Source organism: Halorubrum halodurans, assembly GCF_002252985.1.
GTDB classification, from domain to species: domain Archaea; phylum Halobacteriota; class Halobacteria; order Halobacteriales; family Haloferacaceae; genus Halorubrum; species Halorubrum halodurans.
The window spans coordinates 84,013-110,547 of record NZ_NHPJ01000085.1 but is presented as its reverse complement, the minus strand read 5'-3'; the positions used below and the strand labels follow the sequence as shown (position 1 = coordinate 110,547).

Here is a 26,535-nt window from a genome sequence, read left to right as displayed (position 1 = left end):
AAGAGTTCTATGACACCCTCTAATGACTGATGATCTCCTCTGTGCGACAGTAAGTGTCCGCGCCGTAATCGAGAACACTCGCGGGGAGGTGCTGACGGTACAACGGAGCTCAGACCACGACTGGGAGCTTCCTGGGGGTCGGCTCGGTCGGGGTGAACCTCCAAGGGAGGGACTTCATCGAGAGATACGTGAAGAGACTGGCCTAACAGTGGAAATTGCTGAGATTGTGAAGGCGAACTCGTGGATAAACACGGCAGGTGACGGACGATTTGCGGTTCACTATTACTGTGAGACAACAGACTATAGCGTTACACTCAGCCACGAACACGTCGATAATAAATGGGTTCTTCCCAGGCAAGTGGAGCAGGTTTTGTGTGAACCACAGATGGCTGCTGTTCACACAGCTATGACAGAATTGCAAAACGGATCAAATGCCCCAGATCATTCATCGCTTACACTAGACTAATAACTAGATTTGCCACTCATTTCTGTTAGACCGACTTCTGACAGCAACTATCTTTCTTCATCTAGGTCGTTGTACGCCAAATCTGTAGCATCAAGATCACCATCAAGATATTTCTCACCTTCTGGTGTAATAATGTAGACTCCATTTCCGAGGTGTTCTAACAGATTGTAGTCTGCTAATTTCTTTAATCTTTGAGAAATGTGTGACTTTTGTACATGAATGTGGCTGTGTTCAGATAGTGGGGTAGGGGAGCCAGACCCTTCGGCGCGTATGGCTTCTAGGATACGATCGTCCCAGATAGTCATCCAGCCTGCGCTTTTTCTCATACAAACACTGTTTGCTTAACTGTACTTTGTTTCACCGGATGTATGTTCAGTACAATTTTGTGTGGTATAGAAAACACAGTTAGTTTTATCACATATAAGCCACTACTAGGCAGTACAGAGCCCAAGCGACGAACCCTCGGCTCGTGAGAAAGTGTAGAAACCCCGGCTGCGGTGCTACAACACCCAGCCGGGACGGGTTCTGTGCCGCGACACAGAACCATGCTAACCAATCCAACTGCGGGGCTTAAGCCCTGCGAGACAACCACGGAGTCGTATACCTACAAAGGCAGCTGTCGCCTCTGTGAACAGACCGCAAGCGGCTATGACGCCGCCTTTGGCGGCCCACTCTGTTCTACGTGTGCGGCCGCGTTCGGCGAGTTCTACAGCAACCACGTCGGGGCGCACGATGAATAACTCGTACAGCCGCCAGACCGATCGCAGTCACCTCACCCGGATCGCACTCGATACACGTGACCCGCGGTGTCAGGTCTGTGGTGACCAGTTCCACGAAGGTGACGACATCACCGTCTACGCGTACCGCCCAGCCGGCGAGGCCACCTACGAGATTGGGTATCTCATGTGCGGTCACGATACCCACGGACATCCAACCGTCTTCACCCGCAGCGTCCGTGAACTCGTCGTCACTGGCCACATCGGGAGCTGTGCGAACACCCGCACCCAATCAACGACCTGGGTCCTTCTCGCGCCGACCATCGTCGTCACGAGCGTTACCACACACACGAAGCCGCACGTCCACCCAGACACCACAACCCCACGCAATTCCACTCGACCTACCCAGCGGGAGCCAACACCACTGTTCACCGCTGTTCGCGAGCAGACGCGCGCTGATGGTGGTCCGCGAGATGGAGGCTCGGAGTAATGCGGCCCGAACGACGCCACCTCGCAGCCAACTCACGGTGATTGCTGGTGCGGACACGCCAGCCTGCGACCCCTGAGCGAGGGGTCCATCTCGCCAGCAACAAGCCGGCCGAATCCACAGACGGACTCGTCTGTTCAGGAGTCACGCCACGGCGAACAGAGTGGCTTCCAGACCTGCTCGCCGAACTTCGACCACGCACCGAAGCAACAATCCACAACCACTCCACCACCGACTCATGGCGGACAAGCAGCGCACTCTGCTCGCGACTCCACCCTGAATGGAACTCTCTCGACCACGCGTGGACCGACGACGTCGCCGAAGCGGTCGCGTACACCCACGCGATCACCACACTCGCGACCACCTACGACACGGCCGAGGAACGCTCAAGGTACCACCAGCAACGCCACACTGACCTCGTCGACACTGTCGAGTCGATCGGGACTGGGCGTGGTCCCGTCAACGCCGGCTTGGGAGCGCTCGCGAAGGGCCCGGTCGCACTCCATCGAGAACTCGATAATGACCCACGCGTCATCACGCTCTTGCTTGATGGGGCCGCGTGGACCAGCCTCAAGGATCGCCGCACCGGCGTCCGAGCGTTAGCGACGATCGCCGTACTCGCACACGGGTTTTGTGTTCGGGTTAGTGTCTCACCCGCACTCCAACGACACCTCGCCACGCGGTATCCACAGTGGACCGAGGCGCATCTCGATCTTACTGAACGCCGGGATCGGTCCCCCACTAGGGACCACCAACAGTCACGAGACCTCAACGACGCATGGTCGGCAATCAACGACCTCGACACGGAGCCGACGAAACGCCACTTGTTGGGGTGTCTCACCGATGAGGACGCACATTCGTATGCTGACCTCGCGAATGAGCCCACACTCGACATCGCTGAAGGCACCGTCAGTCGGTACGTCCTTGATCTCGAAGCACGCGACCTCGTCACGGTCGATCGGCGTGGCCAACAAAACACCGTCCAGCTCACCGCGTTGGGACAGACGGCCGTCGAAGCGTGTCTTGACGACGCACAAGCGCTCATCCATCCGAATCAGCGCCGGCTTTGCGAGCGTCTTACTGGGACCCCTCAGGAACTCACAAGTACAGTGTCGCCCCGTCGGGCGGAGGGCCCCACTACCGAGGAGTGGATCACGACAACTGGCGAGACAGACGACGACGCCGGGTACGTCCAGTGGCTCACCGACCCGAACGCCAGTTCACCCACCCGCCACCAGCGATTCGCCATCCCTGCCACTGATGACAGCATCACGCTCGTCGACGATCCACTCGACGCATTCGAGGACGGCCGTGTTGCGTATCTCAGCCACACCGACACAGAAACGCTCGTCGTGCTCCAGTGGGGTGGCCCCTTAGCCACGTTGGGACGTCTCGCGAGTGCCTTACTGAGCGAGAAAGCACTCGCAGAAGTCCTCACCCCAACACGGCTTGGCAACAAATTCGAGAACATCACTGACCCCACTGAGGACACGCCCCGAATCCTCCAGCGCGGCCACCAAGTGGGGTGGTTTAGCGACGACGACGCCACCTACCGCGCCTGGCGGGATCGAATCACCGCCGTTCGCGATCAGTTGCTCGCCCGCCTCGCTGAGCTCACGAATAGTGATGACACCGCCGCCCGCAGCGACCTCTTCGCAGATCTCCACGGGCTCGTCGCCTCTGTCACCCAACTGTATCAGGCGGCTGGAGTTGATCTCACAACCACGCTCAGAGTCCCAGACACGGCCGCGCTTGCTCGAAATCACAAGACCCGAGCAGACTTCTGTGCGTTCCTTGCGAAGACGGTCCCCAAACAATCGGTCTATGACATTCACTCGGGCTATCGCCTCTTATTCGAAGATCGGCCCGCAAAACTGCGCCGGCGACTCCCCTACGATGTCGACCCAACTGATCGCCTTGATCTCACGATGTCGTGGGTGATTGCGGGCCCGACAATCACCGAACTCCACGAGGAGATCACCACTACCCTCCAAGCGGAACTCACCACCGTTCGTGAAGCGATCGCCGAGGGCACTGAAGACGCACCACCGCTCTCGATCCCCGTCAGGGACGCGACTACCTACCCCGCCATCCGGCGGGTACTCGACGAGGTCGCGATGACCCACGACATCCAGTGGACACCCCGCGAGCGCCAGCGGCTCGTGCGGCTCTGTCTCCGCTCGTTTGGCCCAGCGGACACCACACGGCGTGCGTGTCCGTACGACGTCGTGGAGAGCCTCTTGAGAGCGCTAAACGAGTCTCACCACCCAGCCCCTGCCGACGTCGAGCGCGCGATGGCCACGCTCCCGCCGGAGCGGTTCCGGCCGGATCTCGCGCCAAGCGCGACCAAGCTGTACGCCACCTTGCTGCGCGCTGAGCAACCACTCGGCCGCAGTGAGCTCCTTGAGCGCGCGGACATCTCTGCGAGCAGCTATGATCGTCGACTCCGGGACGTTCGCGCGCTTGATCGGGTCTGTGCGGTACAGGTGGATGGCCACCGCCGCTGGACCACACGAGCAACTCGCGCTCGACAGTCGGCAGGTACGCTGGAGACGCACCAACAGCCAATTACACCCCATCAGGTGGTGACCAGCCACGCCACCAGCCAACCACACCCGGAGAGCGCCGGCGTAAGGCCAACCACAGTCACCACCACCCACCCAATGAATCCACCCAGTACACACGCGTGTCACCACAGACACCCACCCGGTCCTCACCTTGACGAACAGCCACCAGACCACCCCACCGAACCGCCGTCAGACCAACCCCAGCCCACCAAAATGCGATCCGACCACCCAACAGTACAGGCAACGCTCCCGCTCCACTCGAACCAGAGGGGTGAGAAACAATGACAGCACCCACGTTCAAGTTCACCACCCACATTACACGCGATCGGCTCGTCACCCACCACGACGGCTCGCTCACCGTGAGCCTCGATGCGTCCACAGAGCCGACAGTCACGCTCAGTGTCGAGGGACCAGACGAGACGACGGACGCAACACTCACCCCAACCGCGGCAGAGGCACTCGGGACTGCGCTTGTTGAAACCGCCATGAGAGCACCCGCCCCGGAGGCCACAGATGAGTGACGACCCCGAAGACCACGAGGAGATCCCGGAGGTTGGCGGCCGCGACCCCGACGAGACATCCACCGATCACGACCCCACGAACGGCCGGTGGCTCGAAGGAAAGTTCGCTGACGCGCTCGAAGCGTGGGGGTATCTCACCGCCCGCAATGCGCAGCTCTTCGGGCTTGAGACCGACGTCCTCGCACGCCGACAATCCCCACGAAACGAGCCGGACGACTTCATCGTCGGTGAGTGTAAAGACTGGCACACAACCCTCGTCGGTCGCGACGCTGTCGCCGCAATCTCTCACCGGGCCGCACTGGCTCGCGCAATGCCCGTCCTCGTCGTCGCCAGAGGCGTCACCGCCTCGGCGTGGACGCTCGCGCAACAACTTGATGTTCGCATCCTCACCATCGAGGATCTCGAGAAAGACGGGCTGCCGCCGCTCACAGAGCATCGGCCACCCGTGGGAACGTTCCATACCCGCCGAGAGCCCTCCGTGAGGGAACTTCGCGAACACGTCCCGTCGATCGTGGCCCGGCAGCGCACCGTCGATATCGAGGCGCCAGTGTTCTTCGCTGGGGGGACAAGCCCGTGTTATGTGCCAGACAGAACGGGCAACAACGAGTACGTCAGCGCCTACGACAGCGACTACGACTTCGGGTGAACGCGGCGTTTCCGGCCACACTGCCACCAGTACCGTGATGAGATACGACTTGGCGGGATTCTTTTGTGACAATATGGTGTAAATATATGACGGCTTTGTAGACACAAGATTCACTCTCTTGGCAACAAGTTGGCGACGATGCTGACATCCAGCCAGCTGGCGACAGTTCTATTAGTACCACCCGTGTACCACGATGTATGAGTACGGGCGCAGACAACGACAGCGACGGGGACATGGTCAAATTGAACGTGAAGGTCCCGAAACGACTTCTCGCAGAGATCGACGAGCTTGCGGAGGAATTGGAGTACACCAACCGGTCGGAGTTCATTCGTGAGGTGCTACGCGACACCACGGAGCCAATTCTGACCCCTGGTGCGCAAGAGGGAGTCTCGGAGGGCTATGCGGACGTGGCGGCGGGCCGAACGATGTCCACGGATGAGGCCCGCGAACGACTTGGTATCGACGAGTGAGGGGGTGAACAGTGGCTCACGAGGTCGTTCTGACAGAGACGTTGGTCGAAACGCTAGAGAAGCTTGAAACACAGGACACTGAACGGATCATCAACAAATTGGAGGACATCGTGGACTTCCCCGACCACTTTCTTGATCGGCTAAAGAACCACCCCGGCTACAAGCTTCGAATCGGTGACTTCCGCGTATTAATCGATTGGGACAAAGACAACGAGGTGATCTACGCCATCGACGCTTTCGAGCGGAAGAAGGAGTACCGTGAACTCGGCAAGTATCGAGAGGTATGGGGCTCATGGCGTGATGAGTAGCCCCGGCTTGTGGTGGCGTGGGGCGTGACCACCCCGGCGTGGTACCTCGCACAACTCCTTGACGTGCGGATCGTCACCATCGACGATCTCTCCAACAAGTCGCTCCCACCGCTGACTGAACATCGCCCACCCCAGGGGACGCTCCGCACTCGCCGCGAGCCGCGGGTGAGCGAGCTCCGCGAGACCGTGCCCAGCTGGTGGATCGACGCAGTGATCTCGACATCGAGGCGCCGGTGTTAATCGCGAGTGCGAGTGGTCCGTGTTTCGTGCCGGATCGAGCGGGCAACGATGAGTACGTCAACGCTTGCGACAGCGACTACGACTTCGGCTAGATATCCTCTCACAGCTGAAGCTGCGGGCTTCCTCCGTGTTCCGCTATGAGAAACCATTATGTAGTACAACGTGCTACAATGTATACATGCCGTCAATTAGTGCCCGAGTTCCTGATGATGATGAAGACGAGCTTGAAGCGGTGAGTGAGCTGTTAGATGAAGACAAGAGTACAGTCATTCGGAAAGCGCTCGCAGAGGGCCTGTCATCCATCCGTCGACGTGTCGCGATTGAACGGTACCAAAGTGGCGAGCTCTCGGTCAACGAGGCGGCTCGACTTGCCGGTGTCAGTCTCGCAGAGTGGCTCGAGATCGCCCGTGAACATAATCTCACAACGCAACTGTCTCCAGAGGATATCGAAGCAGACGCCGCTGCTGCCCGTGAGCTGTGACGCGGATTTTCCTCGATGCGACGACGCTCATCGCACTCGGAACCATCGGTGAACTCGAGCAACTGCTGAGTTTTAGCGGTGAGGTTGTTGCTTTGCCCACAGTCCAACGTGAGGTCACGACAGAGCCCGCACAGACAAATTTGAGCCGGTTCATTGCGCAGGATGCGGTTACAACGACCGATCCCGCCATTCAAGATCGTGTTGAGCAAGCTAAAGAGGTCCTTGGCGAAGTAGAACAGAATGGGGACGTCTCTCTGATTGCTGCTGTGTTGGCCTACACGGCTGAAGACCGACCAGTCGGTGTCGTCTCAGATGACCAGCGTGTTCGAACCACGGCTCGTGGGCTTGGGGCGACAGTCACTGGAACGGTCGGTGTGATCGTTCGGGCAGTAGAGAAGGGACTCGATCGAGAGGCAGCACACGATCTCGTAAGGCGGATTGACTCACACGGGCTTCACATGACTGGAACACTTCGCGAGAAGGCCGACGAGCTCATTGACGAGGCCGCTAGGTAGGGGACTCCGCGCTACCAGTTCAGTTGAACCGTCTACCAGATCGTGACTGGTGAACTACCCCACCCTACTCGCTCACGGCTGACGCCGTTCGCTCCTTGAGGGTGGGGCTTCCTGTTTCTACGACGCGCTTTGCAGATACAGGCGTATCCACAGGGAGCGCAGTCTCCACAGGCGTTGATTCGGAGTATCCCACTCCTACTTCTTCAAGACCACGAGAAAGGATGTTCCACGCCGCGTTCGCATCCCTATCCGCTTCAAATCCACACGCCGGGCAGGAGTGTTCGCGCATCCACAGCGGTTTCTCAGTCTTCACACCACAGGAAGCGCACTCCTTTGTCGTCCCGCGCGGGTTCACGGCGACGAAGTGCGTCCCTTCACGTTCACACTTGTATTCGAGCATCCCCAGGAACGTTCCCCACGCCGCTCCCGCCCGATTTCGTGAGTTTCTGGGGAGTTCGACCAGCCCTTTTACATCCAAGTCCTCAACAGCCACCAAGTCGTACTCTGTGGCGTAGTAGTTCGACAGCTTGTGGAGAAAGTCGCGGCGCTTTCGCTTGAGATCAGCGTGGCGTTCCGCCACGATTTGTCGTTGTGTCTCCCAATTCGTAGAGCCGTGTTCCTTCCGCGAAAGGTCGCGTTGGGCGCGTTCCAATCGTTCGCGCTCGTCGCTGAAGCCGGGACTTTCGATAGCGTACCCATCGGTATCGTGGGCATACTTGAGAATCCCCACGTCGATACCAACGCACCGATCTGGATCGGTTGGTTTCTCAGGTGTCTCTTTCCCGTCGACAACGAATGAAGCGAACCAGTCCCCAGTTGGCTCCTTCTTAATCGTGACTTGTTTGGTCGTCTCGGTGTCGGGGATTGTGCGGTGTTTGATGAGTGGAACATCCGCAAGTTTCGACAGCGACAATACGGTCTGACCGTTCTTATTATCGAACTCGAAGCCAGACTGTACGTAGGTGAAACTGCGGAAGTCCTTGGGAGCCTTCCAGTTGAGGCTTCCGACGTTGTAGCCGTTCTGTTTCAACTGGGAGAGGGCTTTGATGCTGTCTTCGATACGCATGACAGCGGCTTGTGCGACCGTTGAATAGAGGTCATTTAGTTCATCCCACCATACTTTAAGATCGGTGAGCTGATCGCGTACTTGGCGTACTCGTTGGGTGAGTGTTCCCGCCGATTCGGGGATTTTCTCAAATTCGTTGAGTGCGTGATTGTAGAGTTGCCTACAGGTATCTCGGTGATGATCCAACAGCTCACGCTGTTCAGGCGTGGGATCAAGCCGGAATCTGTAGGTGTAGCGCATTGACTATTCGTCGGGGGCTGAGGTTCGGACGATTTTCACGTCGGCACCACGCCATCGCTTCGGAACGAGAACGTGTGCGCCGTTGCCGGTCGGCTTCACCTCTCCCTCGATGACTTCGTGGCCTTCTAGTTCGTGTCTATCCATCATCTGTGTTTAAACATTATTTCAACGTAACTCTATCGGTGGGGTGGTTGGGCAGCGAGTACGAACGTGTTTGAGACATGATGACGGCGGTGTATCCCCTCACTACTCGCTCCCGCTGGTCGCTCCTTGAGGAAGGGGGCTTACCGCCTGTATTCTGCTAAAATGTGCCTGATAGGCCTCGCTGAGGAGAAATATCCGCTCCGACTCAATCGAAACAGCATAGTGTTCGGTCTCCATCCAAGGTCTCTCTATCTTTCTACGAGGAGAGAATCCCGGCGTTTACGCCGGGAGTGAATCCGACAACGTTGACACAGTCTCTCACCGATTGCAGGCTGGATATTCCACACTAATCCACGCCATTAACTAAGTGTATTTACATAGGCTATGTATGGCGATTAAGGCCACACGCACCTACATTGGTTCCATCCAGAACCACCAACAGGTTTGTGATGGCCTTGATTCGCTCGGAGACTCCGCCTCGAAAATCTGGAACGTCGCACGATGGACAGCCGATCGTATCTGGGACGCAACCGGCGAGATCCCCGATTCAGGTGCCCTGAAATCGTACATGAAGAACCAGCCGTGCTGGAAAGATTTGAACGCACAATCCAGTCAGAAAGTCATCGAAGAACTTTCTGACGCTTTTCAGTCTTGGTTCGATCTGCGACACAAGTTCGAAGAGGCGAATCCGCCCGGCTACCGCAAACACGGCGACACCCGACCGCGCAGTACGGTCACGTTCAAAGAAGACGGGTTCAAACACGACCCTGACAACAACCGGGTCCGACTCTCGAAAGGCTCAAATCTGAAAGAACACTTCTCAGATTTCCTGCTTTGTGAGTACCAAGCCCGGCCAGACGTTGACCTCTCAGAGGTCAACAGCGTACAGAACGTTCGTGCCGTCTGGACTGGTGAGAGATGGGAACTCCACTTCGTCTGTAACGTCGAGCTCGAATCTGCCGACACAGCAGGCGACGGTGTTGCGGGGATCGACCTCGGAATTACAAATATCGCCACGATCGCCTTCCCCGACGAATACGTGTTGTACCCCGGCAACTCGCTCAAAGAAGACAAACACTACTTCACCAGAGCGGAGTACGACACCAAGGGAGAAGACGGCCCGTCAGAGCAGTCGATGTGGGCGCGTCGGAAACTTTCCGAACGCGAGACACACTTCTACCATACGCTGGCGGACGCAATCATTACGGAGTGTGTCGAACGCGGTGTCGGCACGCTCGCGGTGAGTTGGTCTAAAGACGTGCGTGAGTCAGATTGGGGTAAAACCGGCAACAAGAAGTTACACTCGTGGGCATTCGACCGCATCTACCAGTACCTCGAATACAAAGGCGAGATGCACGGTGTTGAGGTACTGAAAGAGAACGAGTGGAACACCTCGAAAACGTGTTCACGCTGTGGAGACGACACGAAATCGAACCGTGTCGAACGTGGCTTGTACGTCTGTTCGTCGTGCGAGTTGGTAGCCAACGCGGATTGTAACGGGGCAGAGAATATGCGACAGAAGATAACTCCGAGTCCTCACGGTGAGGATAGGAGTAACGGCTGTGTGGCACAGCCATCGACATACCTGTTCGACCGCGAGAGCGGGACGTTCAAAACGAGAGAACAGGTCGTGTCGTAGACCAGCAAATATCCCACCTGCGGTACGGGAAGCCTCGTCGTTTACGGCGAGGAGGATGTCACACTCTAGACCGGGGGTCGCATAGACCTTTCAGGACCATTCCTATCACAGTTGATCTCGCTGCTTGGACAGAAAGGAAACGAGATCGTCAACCGCATCTACTGGCAGCTCTTCTTGTCGAAAGACACCTTTGAACGAGTCTTTGAACCCATCCTGTTGGAGTTGATCCAGCACTATCTCGATCTGTCTCTTGAGCTTCTCGGGGTCGCCACGATGGACGTGTCGTTCAATACGGTTGAAGTCCGCACGCACGCTGATCACGACCAGATCACGGGTATCCGCTTTCCGGCCGCTGTGAAGCTTCATCGCGAACAGCAGTGCCGGTTCCGGGATTCGCCCGTCGAGGCCTTCGGCGACATCGAGTGACTCGATCGTACTGTGTTCGTGGAGATGGCGGTATGACCACTCTGCTTCGGTCTGTCGACATCCCATCGCATCCACGAGTGCCTCGAACTTGACGGCGTTCGCTCCGACCGATTTCGCGTACTGGATCATTCGACCGTCGTACTCGTTCGAGACATCCTGCTCAAACTGTTTCTCGTAGCCGAGATCACGAAGAAGTGTATCGTAGTCGTCGAGTGCCGTATCTGGAATTACGGTATCGATATCGGTCGTGAATCGTGTTTGGAACGTAGACACTGCCCAGCCGCCAACGAGAACATACGGCAGTTCGGCGTCCTGTACCGCGCGGTGCGTGTCGATAAGTTCGGATTGTCGCTCGGGGAGACTCATTTTCTCGTCACTGTCAAGTGCTCATCGCACTGTGGTGGGCCGCATCGATTTCCCTGTCGTACTTGTCGGCGATGATCTCCAAAGCGGGTTCGTACGCCGGGCGATTCTCCATCATCTGGTTGATGGCGTCGTCCAACGGGATGACGGGGTTGCCATTGACCCACTCGGCGTCGATACCATTGGTCTTCGGGTACAACACGTAGTGGACGTTCCCATCGACGTCGCTGGCGTCCGGACGCTCGTTGATCGTCGTATCGACGCCCCACTGTTGGAAAAACGCAATCCACCGTTCGACATCACGGTCGTGTACGTCGATGAATACCGGATAGTCGTTGTGGCTCCGCGCGATCTGGTAGCCACCGTGCGTCCAGACATACGCCGCGTCAATTTCCGTGTACACAAACTCCATCCCAGCGAAGTGGGGGACGATGTACGCGTCCTCTTGTGAGATGGTGTCGCGGCTGTACAACGCAGCCATCATCTCGGCGTACTGCTGGCGCATCTCGTGGTCGACGATCTGAATTCCATTATCGGTTTTAGCGATAATATCTGCGTTATTCAACCGCTCAATCCAGTCGTACACCCATGAGTACGAGATGTCAATCTTGCTCGCGATGCGATTGATAGAATCGCCACGCTGGGCTGCTAAGACAACCTTCGCAGCTGTGGAGTCCATTAATTCGATCATTGGTATATGGCCTCTTTTCTGTCTGGCCGGGCTCGTTCGTGGTTATCTCTACAGCGATATCAATATATAGGGCTTCCGCCTAGCCGGGTGAACTACCCCTGCCTACTCACCGCCTTCGGCGGCTTCTTTAGGCAGGGGCTTCCTGTTTCTACGACGCGCTTTACAGACACAACCGCAGTGTCCGAAGGGAGCGCAGTCTCCATAGGCGTTCCTTCGGAGTGGCCCACTCCTAGTTTGGTGAGTCCGCGAGAAAGAATGTTCCACGCTGCGTTTGCGTCTCTGTCCGCCTCGAAACCACAGGCAGGACAGGAGTGTTCACGCACCCACAGCGGCTTGTCGGTTTCGACACCACACTGAGCGCACTCTTTGGTGGTTCCTTCGGGTTCAACTTCCACGAAGTGCGTGCCTTCACGCTCACACTTCGTTTCGAGCATATCGGTGAAGATATTCCACGCCGCTAACGCCGTATGGCGGCTGTTTCGCGATGATTCGAGCATCCCTTTGACCTCAACGTCTTCGACGGCCACCAGTTCGTACTCCCGAGCGTAGTAGTTCGAGAGTTTGTGAAGGAAATCACGCCGTTTGCGCTTGATTTTCTGGTGACACGCAGCGACACGCTGACGTTGGTTCTCCCAGTTGTTCGACTCGTACTCTTTGCGTGAGAGGTTCCGTTGATCCCGTTCGAGTCTGTCGCGTTCTTCCGAGAGGTCGAGCGATTCGACTGCCGTTCCGTCAGTGTCGTGGGCATATTTCAGGATCGTCGGGCCGCTCTCGGCCTGAAATCCTGTGGTGGGATTCCTCCGCGTTTACGCGGAGGAGGATGTCAACTGTAGACATCCTTCGGGGCGAAGCGTGACAGGATGAACGCGACTCGCGTTCCGTGGTTCGTCGTGTCCCGCTCGTCGCTCGCGACGAAATTCCGCTGCTCGTCGACCGTGTACGGCGCCCCGGACGGAAAGTTCAGTCGCTCTGGATTCAAACGATCCGTCAAAGAAGCCGCAGACAAACGAGATGCGGTTCGCCTCTTCGATCTGTCCGAGATTGTGTCCGTTCTCGAGAGTACACCCGACGAGTGAATCGCCTCGCGGTCAAGTTCCGAGACACGCGGCCTGCTCCGCCTGTACATCGTGGGCGAGTAGGTGGGATAGTTGACCGAAGGTGGACCAGCGGGTGAGTTGGGTGAGATTGTTCACCCCCAGTCGTCTAACCCCAACGACTCACCAGCAGTAAACGGAGTGTCAGGCGACTCAATGCCACGCCGCCAACGCCACACCCGGTCAGTCAAGACGTGAAGCGTATTCTCTTGTTTCGGTTTGATGTCGACTGAGTCCCGAAGCGCTTTCCCAGATTCCCCTGGCCCAGGCGCTTTGAGTCCGGTTTGTGGCTTGTAGAACTCAGTTTGTATCGTCGACATCACGTCTCGTTTGTCGATCTCACCACCAGAGACGGGAACCGTCTTTTGAGTGATGAACTTATCATACGCCGCGCGGTATCGTTTTCGCTTCCCTTCTGCATCAGAGTAATCCCACTCAGTCGGGTAATCGTCTTTTTCGAGGATAGAGAGCTCTTTGCCGTTCACGTAGCGAATCTCGACGCCACGCAAGTAGGACAATCGCGACGGTACAAATCCCGCATGGATGCGTGTCCGGCCAGCTGGGATCTCCCCGTCGGTCACGACTGTCGTGTCATACTCCCAGGTCGTCACGGACTCATCCGCGGGCCCAGACGCAATCACGTCTCCATCAACAACTAACTGGAGTTCATCATCCCGCGGTGGATACCCCGTTTCCGGAGCCCCATCAGCAAGCGCTTCCCGATCGTGACGCAGATACCACGTCGAAGAGGTTTCATCGGTGCCGGCTGGAAGCAACGGCTGTCCGCCATCCGCAAGCGTCAGCGCCTCTGAATACGTATATAGTTGAGCCCCCTCCGGGGTATTTTTCTTAACCGGATGCCGGAGGATCTTCACGAGTCGCTGTGCTTTGCGTTTGTTTTCTGCGACAAAGATCAGATTGAGGTTTTCGTTGAACGCGCGGCCAGCGTTTGTCAGGACGTTTGCCGGTCGACTCGTTCCGGCGACTTCAACTTCGATGACGTGCGTGATTCCGTCTTTCCGGACACGGAGATCTGGAACGGAATCCGTACTCTGGTCATCCAATATTTCGACCTCGTATCCTTCTCGCTCATAGTATTTGCGTGTCTGTTCAACGTGCTCTTGGTGAAGATCACTTCCCTGTGTTGCGAACGTTGACGTTTCTGTTGTCTCTTCGGAGTCGGTGCGGTGAGGCGCACGTGAGCCGGCAGCGAACGTTTTGATATTACCGATGATCTCGGGCTTTTGGATCTGGTAGTTCAATAACGACCACGGTGAGTACGCGTAGTAGTTCGGAACGAGTTTGATGAACGCAGAGATGTCTGATTCATTGACGGCAATTTTTGTGTAGTAGTCAGTTGAGGGGTACAGGTTTCGTAACTTCGCGTCCGTATCGTGAAACCCAGCGTACAGTTCATAACACTCACGTTTGCCCTCCAGAATCCTTTGGGCGTCTTTGGCTGCTTGTTCACCGTGTTTGTATCGTTTCGTTGCGGTCCGTTTTCCCGTCTCCTCATCGACTTCGAATTTGAAATACTTGCTACTGTCCAGATCGAAGTTAGAGAGGATCTTGTTCGTGTTCGGGTCATAGAACCGCGAGAGATTGACCTGTGGGCCTTCTTCAAGCAACTTCGCCAGATCGTGTCCCGTCGCAATACCGTAGTTTGGCGGGTATACGGCGAGTCGCTGGGAAACCTGGTAATCCGAGTTTTTTCCCCTATCGATAATGACCTGAAAGAGATGTGGCAAACTTGCGTCATAGAGATGACTAAACAGATCCGTTACCGGGTGCGGGCTGCGCCAGGTAAACGGCTTCAGATCCGGGCTCTCACGGGCGATCAATCGTGATGTCGGCCGGATCGTACTCTCAAGTGGCGCCAGATCCACCGAACAGAAATCGTATCCGAAGGATCCTGGGAGATGTTCTTCACAGGCGTTTTTGACAGTGGTGAGGATACCGCTGACCTCCTCACGATCTGCGATGGTCTCTGTCAGCGCCTCGTTGATTTCAGAAAGGGCAGCTGAATCCGGGGTGATCGCGTTTTCATCAAGTTCGGTTGCGTTAGCTCCCCGGGGGAAGAAAATCCACTCCTGTTGTGAGTCACCGGGCCACGATAGAATTTCGAGTCGGGTGATATTCGAATGTTTCCCGAAGATCTGGTTGATGACGGGCCGCAGTGAGACAGGCCGGAGGTACCGGTCATCTTGCTGGTCGCCGTCAGGCAGTGTTACTCGAACACAGCCGATGCGTGGCCACCTCGATTTGATACCCTGGGTGTCGTTGCTCATCAGCTGCTCTCCCCTGTGCGTGGTGTTGTCGCCGGTTGTCGGTGTGTTCTGTCGTGTCTCATTGGGATGAATCGAGTGTTCGTGCGGTCTCGTTGGTCGCTGTCAGTGCGGTCTCGACGAACGGGTCCGGCGTCGCCTCAAGCGGATATCGCCACTGACGGGTTCGGATCTCGGGCACGGGGTTCCCGTCTTCGCGGTGAGACATCACTTGAAATGAGACCCCAAGATCGTCGAGGTACTTGGTAACAAGCGTTGCTGGCGGCGGAACGTCATTCGTGAGCCCGCAGAGATAGTGTTGAAACGGCACACCAACAGCGGATTTCTCGAGTTGATCACCGGGCCACAAGCAGGTGAAATCTGAGAGAAACGCCTCCAGTTCCGTCCTCGACCAGTCTCGGGACTGTGCCCCGGTTTGGAGCTCCGGGAGCTGATGGACGAGTTGGCCTTCCTCAAGAACGAACACGGCTGCGTGATTGAGATATGAAACCCGTGAGGGAACAGCTGGAACCGTCACCGGTTGATAGCGGGTGGAGACGGCATCATACGACTGATTCGTAGCCAAGGATGTTCCATCTGCGTGATATACGTCAAACACCGTGTCTCTCAGCCGCCCCCAGCGGACGTTTGCGGTTATGTTGTGAAGACCGCTGTTCACATCACCAGTTGCCGCCACCGTCTCATCAGCGAGTAATTCGAGTGTTCCGTCCGGAAACACCTGCCACTTGTATGTGACTCCCTGCGGGATGAGCGCGATCCACTCATCAGAATGCCAGTACTGATCCCGTCGTGTGTATAGGTGGGTTTGCTCACCGGCCGTTCGAACGGGATGGCGAAGACGAGAAATCATCCAGCGTGCATCCGCCTGTGAACCGGTGATAAACAAGGCGCCGGCGCTGTCCGAGCCGGCCGCAACCGTCGCGATTAGATCGCCTGCCGCAAGCGTTTCGCGTGTGCCGACAACGACGTAGTCGCTGTCACCCGTCGGTGTCGTCCGCACGAACGTATTATCAGCAAATGCGTCGTCGTGCGCTTCGATGACGGTATCACCGTACTCTTTGAGCCGTTGAAGACTGGTCTGTGTGAGCGTCGTGAATGACGGTGTCTCCTGATCGGTGTTGGTTCGGCGGCGTTGTGAAGGATCCTGCGTCGGTGTAGTGAGTGACTGTTGAGTTCCGCTGGCCTCCTGTGAGATGATGACTGTTTCAAGCGTTGGCGGGCTGCGATCCGTACACATCGGTCCGGTCCATTGATCCGGCCCGTAGTTTGGCACGTAGCCGAGATACTGCGCCAGCGAGTCAGGCGTAATCTCGACTGTTGGCGTTCCAGAGAGCGCAGAGTACAGGGCTGAAAGCGGATCTGTCTGCTCTGAGCGGCCGACAAGCCGATCAAACTCATACCCCTGTTCGAAGCTGTCGATCCCGAGAGCGGTCTCTGTAGCAGACCCGGCCGTGTCTTCGATGAATCGAGCACGGTACGCATCACGCGCAGACTCAGGCAACCCCATCGGCTTGTCGAGCAGGTCGTTAAGAACCAGAAACAGCGACGTGAGATCCGACTCGGCATACGCATCTGCGATCGCCGTCTCCGGGGTGTCTCCAAGGACGGAGAGACTATCAGCCGGGAGGAGATATCGATGTGGGTAATCGAAGTACCCGATCTGTTGTTCGAGCAAGTACGTCTCCCGATCTGTCGGTAGCAGCCGCATCCGCACGACGGTCGGAATTGACGTGTCTGTAAGCCTGTGAAGATACGCGCCAAAGGAACTCTCTGTCCGCGACGGTGACAGCGATATGCGGCGGTCATCAACACTCATGAGCCGGTCGGTCAATACCGGGGTCTGTCCAAGCGGCGTCCAGTCTTGGTGAACGACCTCAAGGCCGAATCGCTGGATAAGCAGCGGTTTCACGACCATGGCAAACCGCACGATCTCGCTGTCGACCGTTTCTGGTCGCCCCGGTGTCGGCGGCTCCCCCTCGTCTTCTGGAAACGAAATCGGCGACCACGGCCGCAACAGATACTCTTGGTGATCCACTCCCGGATACGAGAGTATCTCGATACCGCTCGCCAGATCATCCGCAAGTATCTCAGCAACGATCGGCGTCAACATTCCAACGACCGGCCCGCCCACGCGGGCCCGCGAATCCTGAACGCCAGGAGGAACGACCCGTGCCCAATACTCATCCGGTGGTGGCGTGAGTTCGGTAAGCGAGCGAGGAGTCGACGCATGTCGAGAATCTAGTAGCATTGATCCCCCCGGTGGAGATTCGATCTGACTGCCCCCACGTGAGACAACAACAAATATGTTATCAAACACATCATATAACCGAATTGTCGTCGATATTCGGTGGCCGATGTGACCGTGGAGAGTAGTTCATACTCGCTGTGATTATTACCTACGATCATCGCATACGCAAAGCGAGCAATCAGCCGTATATATTCTGTTGGGCCAAAATATCACTCATGATTTTCATAGCACGTTGATCGTGAGCCGCTGGCCACTCGCGCGAGTCGGCGGCATACTTGTTGGATATTCAGTTTGTAGGGGGTCAGATCGACCCTCTACTCGCTATTTGATGATCGATATCGATAGGCGAGCCTGCTATCGATTAGGGGGTCAAATTTTGATTAACCGTATGCTGGCAGATCAGTAGCAGATAGAAGAGTAAAAACGCATGACGTAACGTAGGTAGGGGGTTACATCACCGACTGATTAAAGAAGAATAAGAAGAAGATGTTGTCAACGGCGGCTAAGATGACGGTTCCACTGGACAGGACGGAGCCGATGATCAATCAGATCTGTCTGGATAGATACTCTGTGGACGTTCCAATTTCTCACCACCACGACTGAAACTCAGTCAGCCACGCTGCTGATCTGATAACCAATTGCTGAAACTACAGGTGTGATGAGTCACAACCCACTAGTGAAATGCGTTCGAGTCACCGCTCAGCAGATCAGGTATGGCACCTAAATATTTCATTATTTGTATCTTTTTCTGGAACGTGATATGCTGAACTGAGCAGGATAGCCAGAAATATAATAGATATGGTGATTCGAGCGCTCAGACCATTCCTCGTAACCAACCCCACCCTACTTCGCTCGGCCTTACAGCTCACTCGTTGAGGGTTGGGCTTTGATGTGGTTCTCGCCCTCGGTTAGCGCGACGGGGCGTCTTGTGCGCCCCGCCTACCGGACGCCCTTCGGGGTCGACAAACCCACCATTCAGGGCCGGGCTACTGCGGCCCGTACTGCGTGCCACTTGTGGACGCACGGCACTAACTGGCAGTAAAATATGGTATAACATAACGGCTGTGAAAGCTCGTGTCGGCTTCCCCTCCGGCCTACTCGCGTCGCGCTTCCGACTGAGCGTCGGAACCCCTCGCTCCTTGAGGCCGGAGGCTCCGCCTCGAAACCTGCTGAATGAACATGGCTTTCTCTTCTACCTGCGCAATTCTCTTTTCACGGAGTTCTTCTGGCCTCCGTGCCGGAAGGAGTGTTGACCTGTTTTCACCGCCTCCAGCATAGTCTTCTTATTCTTCTTTAATCAGTCGGGTTGGTTATCCCCTACCTCTCTTCCATCATGCGATTTTGATCAGTCACCTACTACCACCTCGCTGGAGTTTTCTTTGACCCCCTACTGAACCCCCTACTTCGTACCAACGAGTGCCATTCGGTATCCAATAGGGCGACAGCAACCACAGAAAGAAACACTCGCCGTGAGGTTGGGTCGAACCTTCCAGAAACGGTTTGTATTCCCCGAATTGGGTGAGGGCCGGACAAAATCCCGCCCGAAGAGCCCATGACCGAAACAACAACCCCAGTCGAGCCAGCATCGATGGCGACACTCGCGATCGCAGACGGCGGCACCGCAGCCACAGAGATCCAGTCGGATCCGTGTTTCACAATCGAAATCGAATGCGAGGACGCCACGCGACGTCGCTACCGATTCGAACCGCGACAGGAGGGTTCCGGGTGGTGGCGCTCTGTCGACGAATGGACCGGGACGAGCTGGGAATGCCACGATCGAGAGTGCGTCCGCTCGGTCTCGCTCACCGTCGACGGAGGTTCGATCATTTGAATGACCATGCCACCGACATCTATATCAGTATGAAAAAAGTATGAATGAGTATGCCCGAACACAAACGGAAAGTCGGAGATCGGGGGCAGGTGACGATTCCGAAGGAACTGCGGGACCGTCGTGGCATCGAAGGCGGTGACGAAGTTGAATTCGTCGAAGTGAATGACGAGATCATACTCAAACCGCCGACAGATGAGAAACGGCTTGCTGAAGGATATCGAAAGAGAGCCGAGCGGTCTCGTGAGTTAGCTGAAGAAATGGAAGAAGCATCCGCAGAAGCAACCGGGAATCTCGGTGACGCGCCCAGCTGGAGTGAATGAATTTCGGAGTCAAGTGTGCAGGTACGCCGCGGCGACATTGTCATCGTTGAACTGAATCCCACGAAAGGGAGTGAGCAGCAAGGAAAGAGCCGGCCCTGTGTTATCATCCAGAACGATGTTGGGAATCAGTACTCGCCGACAACCATCATCGCTCCATTCACAACGCAGTACACGTCTGGAGACACGTACCCGTTTGAGGTGGAAGTACTCGCTTCGGATACTCCCCTCAATCACGATTCAGTGGCAGATCTCAGTCAAATCCGAGTCATCGACATCAACGAACGTGTGAAAAAGAACAGTGGATCTGTCCCGTCAGCAGACATGGTAAAAATCGACTCGGCAATCAAAGATAGCCTCGGCATTTGAACGAAAAGTTCCGTCAGTGTATTGTCTGTACTGGCTGATTGAGGAAGCGTAACGGTCAACTAATGATAACTGTAATAAAGCCGATTATTATTAAGTATAGCCGTATTTTTATATATAGATTATATAGTAGTGAGCCATATCATGGCACATGAGCCATGAGACGGAATCGAACGCCACACAGGGTGTGTCCATATCTGTTCCAATACCCGCCGCAGACGCGGATTTATTCAAAAGCAAGGCAACGAACGACATCTTGCTATTTTTAACGAACCACCGATTCGAACAGTTCTCACAGCGCGAGGTGGCTGACCAGATTGGCCATTCACAACAGACGGCTCGGAGAGCAGTCAATACCCTCATAGAGAACGGATTAGTGGTTGAATCACCCGAGGGCAATCAACGGCTTGTTCAGATCAACCGAGACCGACTCACTGTTCCGGACGACCCTCTCCTCCGAATACCGCAACCAGAGTTCCAGAAGCCCGTGAAAGCCGCGGTCGACGAACTCACCGGCCGTCTCGACAGCGTCATCGGGATCGTTCTGTACGGAAGTGTAGCGCGCGGCGAAGCCGACCGGCGCAGCGACATTGACCTCTGGGTGCTCACGACGAACGATCGAGCCCCAAACCAACGAGAGGCGAACGCTGTTGGTCGCGACCTCGAAGACGCCGAATTCGACGGGAACCGGTATGCTTACGACATCGACGTTGAGGTGGTCCACGCGATTCCCACGTACACAGAAGACGTCCGGGAAATTGTCGTTTCAGGAATCCCAATCTACAGCACTACCAAGTTTGAGACGGTCGAGAAGCTCCTCCTCGAGGAAGGTGATGGCGATGAGTAAAGCGCGTCGTGGAAGCAGGAAGCCCTACCCACAAGGAGTGAACAGCGTCAGCCGTGAAACGTGTTGTTGGTTCCTCAGATGCCGAGATCCCGGAATGTCCAGTCGTTCGGCAGGTCGGCGTCGAAGCCGGCCTCTTCGACGAGGTCACAGATGCGCTGTTCGACCGTGTCGTCCAGCTCGAACGTGTCGTCGAACTCCTCGTGCCAGTCGTAGTACCGCGGCATCCCTGGCCAGTGGTCGTCCGTCTGCAGCCCGTAGACGCAATCAAGCAGATAGCGACGATACGGCATATCCTCACGGGCGGGACGCGAGAACGTTCCGTCGATCGACTCGTCTCTCACTAACGCGTCGAGCAGATCGACCGCCGCGTACTGGTCTGCGTAGAACGCGTGTTCGAGTGTCGGAGTAACCGAGAAGATGTCCTCCGAGGCGCGGGCGTGGAGACGGTCGGCCACCGAGTGGTCAGGATGCCCGATTCCCCACCCGTACGCGTGGACTTCTTCCCGCGCAGTATCGGCCGTATCGGCGGCGTTGACTGCGACGCCATCGAGGTACTCGAGCGCCGCAACTGGAATCGCCTCCACATTCTCGGTTACCCGCGTGCGGATCAGATTCCGTCCCACAGCATTCGCGATCGTGGGCGTCACAAGCGGCAGCTCGTCGTCCGCGGTCGGGTCGTACGCATCGATGACCTCCTCAAGAAAACTCCAGCCAGCTGCTTGCGCCGCCTCGTCAAGGGCTTCACCAACGCGCTCGTGGTACGGCCAGAACACGTCTCGGTATGTGTCGCCACTGGTGTCTTCCTCGAGTGCAGCCGAGAGCGCCGACTCGAACTCGGTGACTGCGTCGTGAAGGGCGGCTCTGTCACCACCCGAGAAGCGGTCGAGTAGGGTATCGAGTTCGGCGACGGCCGCGTTTTGTTTGTCGGCTGGCGACGAATCTGTGGATTCTGACTGTTCGAGATTAGCCGAGCCAACGGATGTCTCCGACTGGACATCCTCACAGTCGTGGAGGCGGAGGCGGGTGAGTGTCTCAAACGACGCTCCGCAATCGTCGCACTCGTGGGCCATAGTCCTACTACAGAGATGTAGGCAAAATGCGTTCTTCTTTGATCACGAATCCCAGCAGGGCCTCGCTAGCGACGATACGGCTGGCCGCTGGCTTTTCGAAGCGGTATTGTCTCTATCGGTTTGTGCCACCATCGATGGCGTCGAGATCGGGCTCGTCGAACTCGAGTGCGTCCGCAACAGCGTCGGGAAGCTCCGGGCGAGGGGCCGATTCGTGGCGCTCGATTTTCTCGGTCTTGCGCGTGTTTTCGTAGAGGGCACGTGCGACCGGAAGCCCACGGAGATACTTGTAGTCGTGGAGGACCTCGACCCCCTGCTCTGTGAATCCGTAGAACTGAGAGGGGAGATCACGTGTCCCCTCGCTTGGGTCGTACGTGTAGCGTGCGAGGAGCCCGGCGTCGATCAACGTCTCCAACTGGTCTTTGATGGCTGCCTGACTCTTTCCGGTCATATACTCGAGTTCGGCGAGCGACATCAGATGGGCGGGATGGCCCAGCAGCTCCTGGATGATGAGATGGCGCGTATCCTGGGACAACAGCGTGAACAGCCGCTGCTGTTCTGCGAACGGCCCTGCATCGGCCGCACCAGTGTCGGTTTCGCTCATATGTGCTGGTACGAGGGAGGGCGACATAACAGTTAGGGCCATCCAAGTTGGTTAATTCAGAAAAAACCAATGTAATTCAGAAGAGACAAGGTGATGTAATTTGAATTGGCAGCTAATGACCGACCCAAGCCCGCCACCGGACGCTGGGGAAATTATGACCGTCGTTCACGAGGCCGTCGGGGGTATCGAACTTGAGCCTGCAGAGAAACGGGAAATCTGGCGGTTCACCCAGCGTGAATTGCCGTATCTCTGGAGTCAGCGGACATCGTATTTCATTTTGGGGAGCTATCGCGACCCCTATATCCGCCGGCTTCGCGCCGTCCAGAACGAACTCACGAAGCAGCTCGGTGCCTATCCGTTCATCATGGGTGATCTCCTCGAACTCCCGACTGACCGACTCAATACGTTCGATATCATGTTTTCGTTGCTCGCGACGTACAGCGACTACATCGTCGGTATCTTCGAGAAGGAGAGTGGTGGGGAGGCGCCTGAATTGGGCGAGATCGATGACCCACCGTATTTCGACAAGTCGCACGTGTTCCCACGTGATTACGCGTGGGTGACTGACGAGAATCTTGACTCGAAACAGCACGTCGTTCAAGCCGCCCTCGAGATAGCGTTCACAGACGATTTGGCGGCGGATGAAGTCCAAGCAAACGTCGAGTCGCTCGTTGATCGCGCCCAAGAGAGCGGCCTCGACATCGACGAACAGGAGGTTTGGGATGTGATCGACAACCGGGCAGATGAGGACAAAGGGCTGGCAACGTACAGTTGGGTCCATCTCAACAAGTTCCGCAAATTCGAACTCCACGAACGGTGCTTCCCGTGGATGACAGAGGACGAACTCCGAACGGCGGTTGACGAACTCCCGTCCCCGACACCCCGTCCGGAGTGGGAAGAGAGGGGAGAACGGTGAACTATCCACCCACTAACCTTCGATCGCGACGCGACTCGACACACCCACCCCACCGGTTCCGCTGTTAGCACGGGGCGGACGCCGCTATCTCAGTACCACGAGCGAATCCTCACTCACGCCGACTCCAAAAGCGTCGACAACCCACTCCGAACCGCCGACACGGACTGTTCGAGTTGATGCTCGTTGTATTTCCCACCGTCTTTGCCTCGGTTGTGTTCCGTCACGCCTGTGATCCCCAACTGTGCCAACTCGCCAAGGTAGTCACGGACAGACCGCTCCGAGACCGGACTCACCCCTTCCGAGCGAGCCACGGACCGATACGTCTCGACGACGTCACGCGTCCGAACCGGCGTGTCGCCGCGCTCGTGGAGCCGTGTGAGTGCGTACAACACGAGCTTTCCATGTTGCGAGTAGTTCTGTATCCCCTCAACCACCTGGTCCGTTTGAACGCGCTCGCGGGCTTCCTGGACGTGTGTCTCGGTCACGACGTCGGACCCACTCTCGCGGGCGACATCGCCGGTCTTCAAGCGGAGGTCCAGTGTTTTCCGGGCGTCGCCGGAATCTTTCGCCCCGTAGGCCGCACACATCGCGATCACCACGTCTTCGAGGACGCCGTCGCGGAAGGCGACCCGTTCGCGCTGTTCGAGGACGAGTCGGCGTTCGTCGGCGTCGTACGCGCTGAGCGGACACTGGGAGTTCGCTCCGATCCGAGCCCCACGGCGAGGAACGCGACCGGCAAAATGGTTATATAGGTCATACGTCATGTTATCGCATGGCCGAACACGAGGGACCTCCACGCTGTGAGTGCGGTCGAGTCATCGAGCGGGGACTGTCCGCCGTAGCAAGGTGCGAATCGTGTCGACGTGGGTGGTGACGTCACTTCTAGCGTCGTCGCGGCTTCCCGGCTCGCAGTGGAACGGCTGCCGACCGACGACGTGAACGGTCTCACCGAGTCGACAAGCTTCTTTGCGCCGCGAGACAACGGGCGAGCGTGTTCCCGCACGAACACCTGCTCGTCGCCCTCCTTCCGGTCGTGGCCTACGTCGCCGTCCGCGACCGGGCCCTCCCGTCCGTCGCGGTCGTCGGCGTAACGGCCGTCGGCAGCCAGTTTCCGGATCTGGTGGACAAGCCGCTCGCGCATCAGTTCGGCCTGTTGCCGAGCGGGCGAGTGTTCACCCACTCGCTCCCGATCGCCGTGCCGATCGTGATCGCCGTTCTTCTGTACGCCTGGCGAACCGACCGGATCCGCCTCGGGGGCGCGTTCGTGAGCGCGTATCTGCTACATCTCGTCGGCGACACCTACACCGTCCTAGTGACCGGCCGGATACCGTCCGATCTGTTGTGGCCGTTCGCGACGGCACGACCACGACCGCGCGTCCCGTTCTGGGCGGGCGTTAACGGCATCAACGTCCGGCTGTGGACAGCGTTTTCCGCGATCGTGCTCGGCGTGACGGGCGTGGCGCTGCTGCGAGACCTCTGGATCCAGCTGGGGTCGTCTTGGAGGAGCTAGGACCGACCTCGTGACGAGTCACGAACTGGTCCCGACGGTGTGGCGGAGTTCCCGGAGTGCCCCGTATCTTTATTATCGAAAGGCGACCAGTCAATCCAATGACCGATACTCTCCACTGTGCGACGGTCAGCGTTCGCGGCGTGGTTACGGGTCCACGGGGCCGGACACTGCTCCTCCAACGCGCGACCGACGAGGAGTGGGAGTTGCCCGGTGGCCGGCTGGAAACCGACGAGGACACCGTTTCCGGGCTTCGACGCGAGATCACCGAGGAGACCGATCTCTCGGTTGAGATCGGCGACATCCTGGCGGCGGATTCATGGGTGAACGAGAGCGGCCGGGACAGGTTTGCCGTCCACTACGCGTGTTTCACCGCCGAACGCACCGTCGATATCAGCACAGAGCACGTCGACTGGGCATGGGTCGAACCGCGACGGACACCCTCGTTTCTGTGTGAACGACAGACGGCAGCCGTTCGGACGGCGATCGATGGAGCGAGAAGCCCGAGACGAAACGTTCACGCTTCGGCGTGGGAGTGACACGGCGAGAGATCCAGCGTCACGTCACCCGCCGCCGGCGTCACTCTCGTCCTCGGACGAGACCGATCGAACACGAGCACCGTCGACGGAGACGTCTTCGTCGCCGCCGGTCTCGACGCCGTGATCCGGTGTCTCGGACTCGACGCTCTCGGAGCGGCTCCGGTCACGAGCGACGGGACTCGTGACCCCGTTCGTGAGTCCGTCCTTCTTTGACGGAGGCGTGGATCGGCCCCCTCCCGCATCTTCAAGCGCGAGCGTCAGCGTTCAGGTTCAGCGTCTCCGACCTCGGGGTACACCGGCCGCCAGTCGGTCCGCTCCGGACGCTGGAGCCGGTACTGGCGCTCGCCGTCGACGTATCGCGTCCGTACCACCGCGTCGAACAGCGTGACGAACTGCTCGACCGTCCGGTCGTCGTGGGCGGCGGTGTCGATCCCGGCCGTCACCGGCCAGCCGACGTCGGTCGCCTGCCGGACGACCAGGTCGAGGAACCGGTACACGTCCGTCGTGTCGGCGTACACCAACAGCGGCGAGACCGTCTCGATGCCCACCGCGAGCGACTGCTCCTCCCGCGCCTCGATCACCTCCGTGAACGTCGTCCCGATCGAGGTGAGGTTGCTCGGGTGTTGTGCGTACCGCGTCCGGCGGGTGTCGTCCGTCGAGTGCTCGAACGCGTTCGTCACGCAGTCCACGACGACGGGCGAGTCGCCGTCGGCCGAGCCGCCGTCGGCGTCGTCCGGGGCGTCGTCGGGGCGCAACCGACGGTGCGTTTCGCGCGCGTCGTCCGCGGGCTGCCGGGTCGCGACGAGGAGCGACCCGCCAGCCCGGTCGTACAGCGTCCGGTGAAGCAGCCGTCGTCGACCCGACAGGGTCGGCCCCGCCACGAGGACCGTGTCGCAGTCCGCCGCCAGCGTGTTCATCGGGCTGACGT

At 57.6% G+C, this 26,535-nt stretch carries 25 protein-coding genes and 2 pseudogenes; 15 read left to right on the top strand and 12 right to left on the bottom strand.

Annotation, left to right across the window (positions count from 1 at the left end):
* Window positions 1–22 precede the first annotated feature (22 nt).
* Complete coding sequence (locus DJ70_RS08930; protein WP_094532094.1) at window positions 23–466, top strand: NUDIX hydrolase; 444 nt, start codon at window positions 23–25, stop codon at window positions 464–466.
* A gap of 47 nt (window positions 467–513) precedes the next feature.
* Here the strand turns inward: DJ70_RS08930 and DJ70_RS08925 are convergent, their stop codons facing one another.
* Window positions 514–792 (bottom strand): transcriptional regulator, encoded by a 279-nt coding sequence (locus DJ70_RS08925; protein WP_094532092.1) that lies wholly within the window; start codon window positions 790–792, stop codon window positions 514–516.
* Between the two features lie 927 nt (window positions 793–1,719).
* Here DJ70_RS08925 and DJ70_RS08915 point away from each other — a divergent pair.
* From DJ70_RS08915 to DJ70_RS08885, 7 genes are all read left to right on the top strand, one after another.
* The gene (locus DJ70_RS08915; protein ID WP_179234021.1) at window positions 1,720–4,521 is read left to right on the top strand and encodes a MarR family winged helix-turn-helix transcriptional regulator; all 2,802 of its coding nucleotides are present in this window, start codon (window positions 1,720–1,722) and stop codon (window positions 4,519–4,521) included.
* Entirely contained in the window at window positions 4,518–4,757 is a 240-nt protein-coding gene (locus DJ70_RS16890) for a hypothetical protein (RefSeq protein ID WP_143420996.1), read from the top strand. The genes DJ70_RS08915 and DJ70_RS16890 overlap by 4 nt, the downstream gene beginning before the upstream one ends.
* Window positions 4,750–5,403 (top strand): hypothetical protein, encoded by a 654-nt coding sequence (locus DJ70_RS08910; protein WP_094532088.1) that lies wholly within the window; start codon window positions 4,750–4,752, stop codon window positions 5,401–5,403. Before DJ70_RS16890 ends, DJ70_RS08910 begins: the two co-directional genes overlap by 8 nt.
* A 197-nt stretch (window positions 5,404–5,600) precedes the next feature.
* Window positions 5,601–5,873 carry a ribbon-helix-helix domain-containing protein gene (locus DJ70_RS08905; RefSeq protein ID WP_094532086.1) on the top strand — a complete coding sequence of 91 codons (273 nt, stop codon included), beginning with the start codon at window positions 5,601–5,603 and terminating at the stop codon, window positions 5,871–5,873.
* 11 nt (window positions 5,874–5,884) lie between these two features.
* Window positions 5,885–6,181: a type II toxin-antitoxin system RelE family toxin gene (locus DJ70_RS08900; RefSeq protein WP_094532084.1), complete on the top strand. Its 297-nt coding sequence runs from the start codon at window positions 5,885–5,887 to the stop codon at window positions 6,179–6,181.
* Window positions 6,182–6,599: 418 nt separating this feature from the next.
* Window positions 6,600–6,902, top strand: coding sequence for a UPF0175 family protein (locus DJ70_RS08890; RefSeq protein WP_094532082.1), 303 nt, complete (start codon window positions 6,600–6,602; stop codon window positions 6,900–6,902).
* Window positions 6,899–7,417, top strand: a complete 519-nt coding sequence (locus DJ70_RS08885; protein ID WP_094532080.1) for a hypothetical protein — start codon at window positions 6,899–6,901, stop codon at window positions 7,415–7,417. The genes DJ70_RS08890 and DJ70_RS08885 overlap by 4 nt, the downstream gene beginning before the upstream one ends.
* Before the next feature lie 64 nt (window positions 7,418–7,481).
* Here DJ70_RS08885 and DJ70_RS08880 read toward each other — a convergent pair whose 3' ends face one another.
* Window positions 7,482–8,723 carry an RNA-guided endonuclease InsQ/TnpB family protein gene (locus DJ70_RS08880; RefSeq protein WP_094532078.1) on the bottom strand — a complete coding sequence of 414 codons (1,242 nt, stop codon included), beginning with the start codon at window positions 8,721–8,723 and terminating at the stop codon, window positions 7,482–7,484.
* A 3-nt stretch (window positions 8,724–8,726) separates the two neighbouring features.
* Window positions 8,727–8,867: a DUF2080 family transposase-associated protein gene (locus DJ70_RS16885; RefSeq protein WP_143420995.1), complete on the bottom strand. Its 141-nt coding sequence runs from the start codon at window positions 8,865–8,867 to the stop codon at window positions 8,727–8,729.
* A gap of 388 nt (window positions 8,868–9,255) precedes the next feature.
* On the opposite strand from DJ70_RS16885, the gene DJ70_RS08875 reads away from it, so the two are divergent.
* Window positions 9,256–10,506, top strand: coding sequence for an RNA-guided endonuclease InsQ/TnpB family protein (locus DJ70_RS08875; RefSeq protein WP_094532076.1), 1,251 nt, complete (start codon window positions 9,256–9,258; stop codon window positions 10,504–10,506).
* A gap of 105 nt (window positions 10,507–10,611) precedes the next feature.
* Here the strand turns inward: DJ70_RS08875 and DJ70_RS08870 are convergent, their stop codons facing one another.
* The 5 genes and pseudogenes from DJ70_RS08870 to DJ70_RS08845 form a co-directional block, all read right to left on the bottom strand.
* Window positions 10,612–11,298 (bottom strand): hypothetical protein, encoded by a 687-nt coding sequence (locus DJ70_RS08870; protein ID WP_094532074.1) that lies wholly within the window; start codon window positions 11,296–11,298, stop codon window positions 10,612–10,614.
* 13 nt (window positions 11,299–11,311) lie between these two features.
* Window positions 11,312–11,974 carry a helix-turn-helix domain-containing protein gene (locus DJ70_RS08865; protein ID WP_094532110.1) on the bottom strand — a complete coding sequence of 221 codons (663 nt, stop codon included), beginning with the start codon at window positions 11,972–11,974 and terminating at the stop codon, window positions 11,312–11,314.
* A 104-nt stretch (window positions 11,975–12,078) separates the two neighbouring features.
* Window positions 12,079–12,744, bottom strand: a pseudogene (locus DJ70_RS08860) (RNA-guided endonuclease InsQ/TnpB family protein); the annotation flags it as partial.
* A gap of 431 nt (window positions 12,745–13,175) precedes the next feature.
* Window positions 13,176–15,368, bottom strand: coding sequence for a hypothetical protein (locus DJ70_RS16880; RefSeq protein WP_143420994.1), 2,193 nt, complete (start codon window positions 15,366–15,368; stop codon window positions 13,176–13,178).
* A gap of 58 nt (window positions 15,369–15,426) precedes the next feature.
* Window positions 15,427–17,475 carry a hypothetical protein gene (locus DJ70_RS08845; RefSeq protein ID WP_094532068.1) on the bottom strand — a complete coding sequence of 683 codons (2,049 nt, stop codon included), beginning with the start codon at window positions 17,473–17,475 and terminating at the stop codon, window positions 15,427–15,429.
* A 2,019-nt stretch (window positions 17,476–19,494) separates the two neighbouring features.
* Here DJ70_RS08845 and DJ70_RS08840 point away from each other — a divergent pair.
* The 3 genes from DJ70_RS08840 (at window position 19,495) to DJ70_RS08830 (ending at window position 20,974) form a co-directional block, all read left to right on the top strand.
* Window positions 19,495–19,764, top strand: coding sequence for an AbrB/MazE/SpoVT family DNA-binding domain-containing protein (locus DJ70_RS08840; protein WP_094532066.1), 270 nt, complete (start codon window positions 19,495–19,497; stop codon window positions 19,762–19,764).
* Between the two features lie 15 nt (window positions 19,765–19,779).
* Window positions 19,780–20,130, top strand: coding sequence for a type II toxin-antitoxin system PemK/MazF family toxin (locus DJ70_RS08835; RefSeq protein ID WP_094532064.1), 351 nt, complete (start codon window positions 19,780–19,782; stop codon window positions 20,128–20,130).
* A gap of 148 nt (window positions 20,131–20,278) precedes the next feature.
* On the top strand, window positions 20,279–20,974 hold the full coding sequence (locus DJ70_RS08830) for a nucleotidyltransferase domain-containing protein (protein ID WP_179234019.1): 696 nt from the start codon (window positions 20,279–20,281) through the stop codon (window positions 20,972–20,974).
* A gap of 74 nt (window positions 20,975–21,048) precedes the next feature.
* Here the strand turns inward: DJ70_RS08830 and DJ70_RS08825 are convergent, their stop codons facing one another.
* Together DJ70_RS08825 and DJ70_RS08820 are read right to left on the bottom strand one after the other, a co-directional pair.
* Window positions 21,049–22,044: a hypothetical protein gene (locus DJ70_RS08825; protein WP_094532062.1), complete on the bottom strand. Its 996-nt coding sequence runs from the start codon at window positions 22,042–22,044 to the stop codon at window positions 21,049–21,051.
* 112 nt (window positions 22,045–22,156) lie between these two features.
* Window positions 22,157–22,645, bottom strand: coding sequence for a hypothetical protein (locus DJ70_RS08820; RefSeq protein WP_049933415.1), 489 nt, complete (start codon window positions 22,643–22,645; stop codon window positions 22,157–22,159).
* A gap of 115 nt (window positions 22,646–22,760) precedes the next feature.
* On the opposite strand from DJ70_RS08820, the gene DJ70_RS08815 reads away from it, so the two are divergent.
* Window positions 22,761–23,561 carry a hypothetical protein gene (locus tag DJ70_RS08815; RefSeq protein ID WP_094532060.1) on the top strand — a complete coding sequence of 267 codons (801 nt, stop codon included), beginning with the start codon at window positions 22,761–22,763 and terminating at the stop codon, window positions 23,559–23,561.
* A 113-nt stretch (window positions 23,562–23,674) separates the two neighbouring features.
* On the opposite strand, the pseudogene DJ70_RS08810 reads toward DJ70_RS08815, so the two are convergent.
* Window positions 23,675–24,241, bottom strand: a pseudogene (locus tag DJ70_RS08810) (cell division control protein Cdc6); the annotation flags it as partial.
* A 311-nt stretch (window positions 24,242–24,552) separates the two neighbouring features.
* On the opposite strand from DJ70_RS08810, the gene DJ70_RS08805 reads away from it, so the two are divergent.
* Window positions 24,553–25,071 carry a metal-dependent hydrolase gene (locus DJ70_RS08805; protein ID WP_094532058.1) on the top strand — a complete coding sequence of 173 codons (519 nt, stop codon included), beginning with the start codon at window positions 24,553–24,555 and terminating at the stop codon, window positions 25,069–25,071.
* A gap of 98 nt (window positions 25,072–25,169) precedes the next feature.
* Entirely contained in the window at window positions 25,170–25,607 is a 438-nt protein-coding gene (locus DJ70_RS08800; protein ID WP_094532056.1) for an NUDIX domain-containing protein, read from the top strand.
* Window positions 25,608–25,864: 257 nt separating this feature from the next.
* Here the strand turns inward: DJ70_RS08800 and DJ70_RS08795 are convergent, their stop codons facing one another.
* Complete coding sequence (locus DJ70_RS08795) at window positions 25,865–26,524, bottom strand: DUF7504 family protein (protein WP_094532054.1); 660 nt, start codon at window positions 26,522–26,524, stop codon at window positions 25,865–25,867.
* Between the last annotated feature and the right edge of the window lie 11 nt (window positions 26,525–26,535).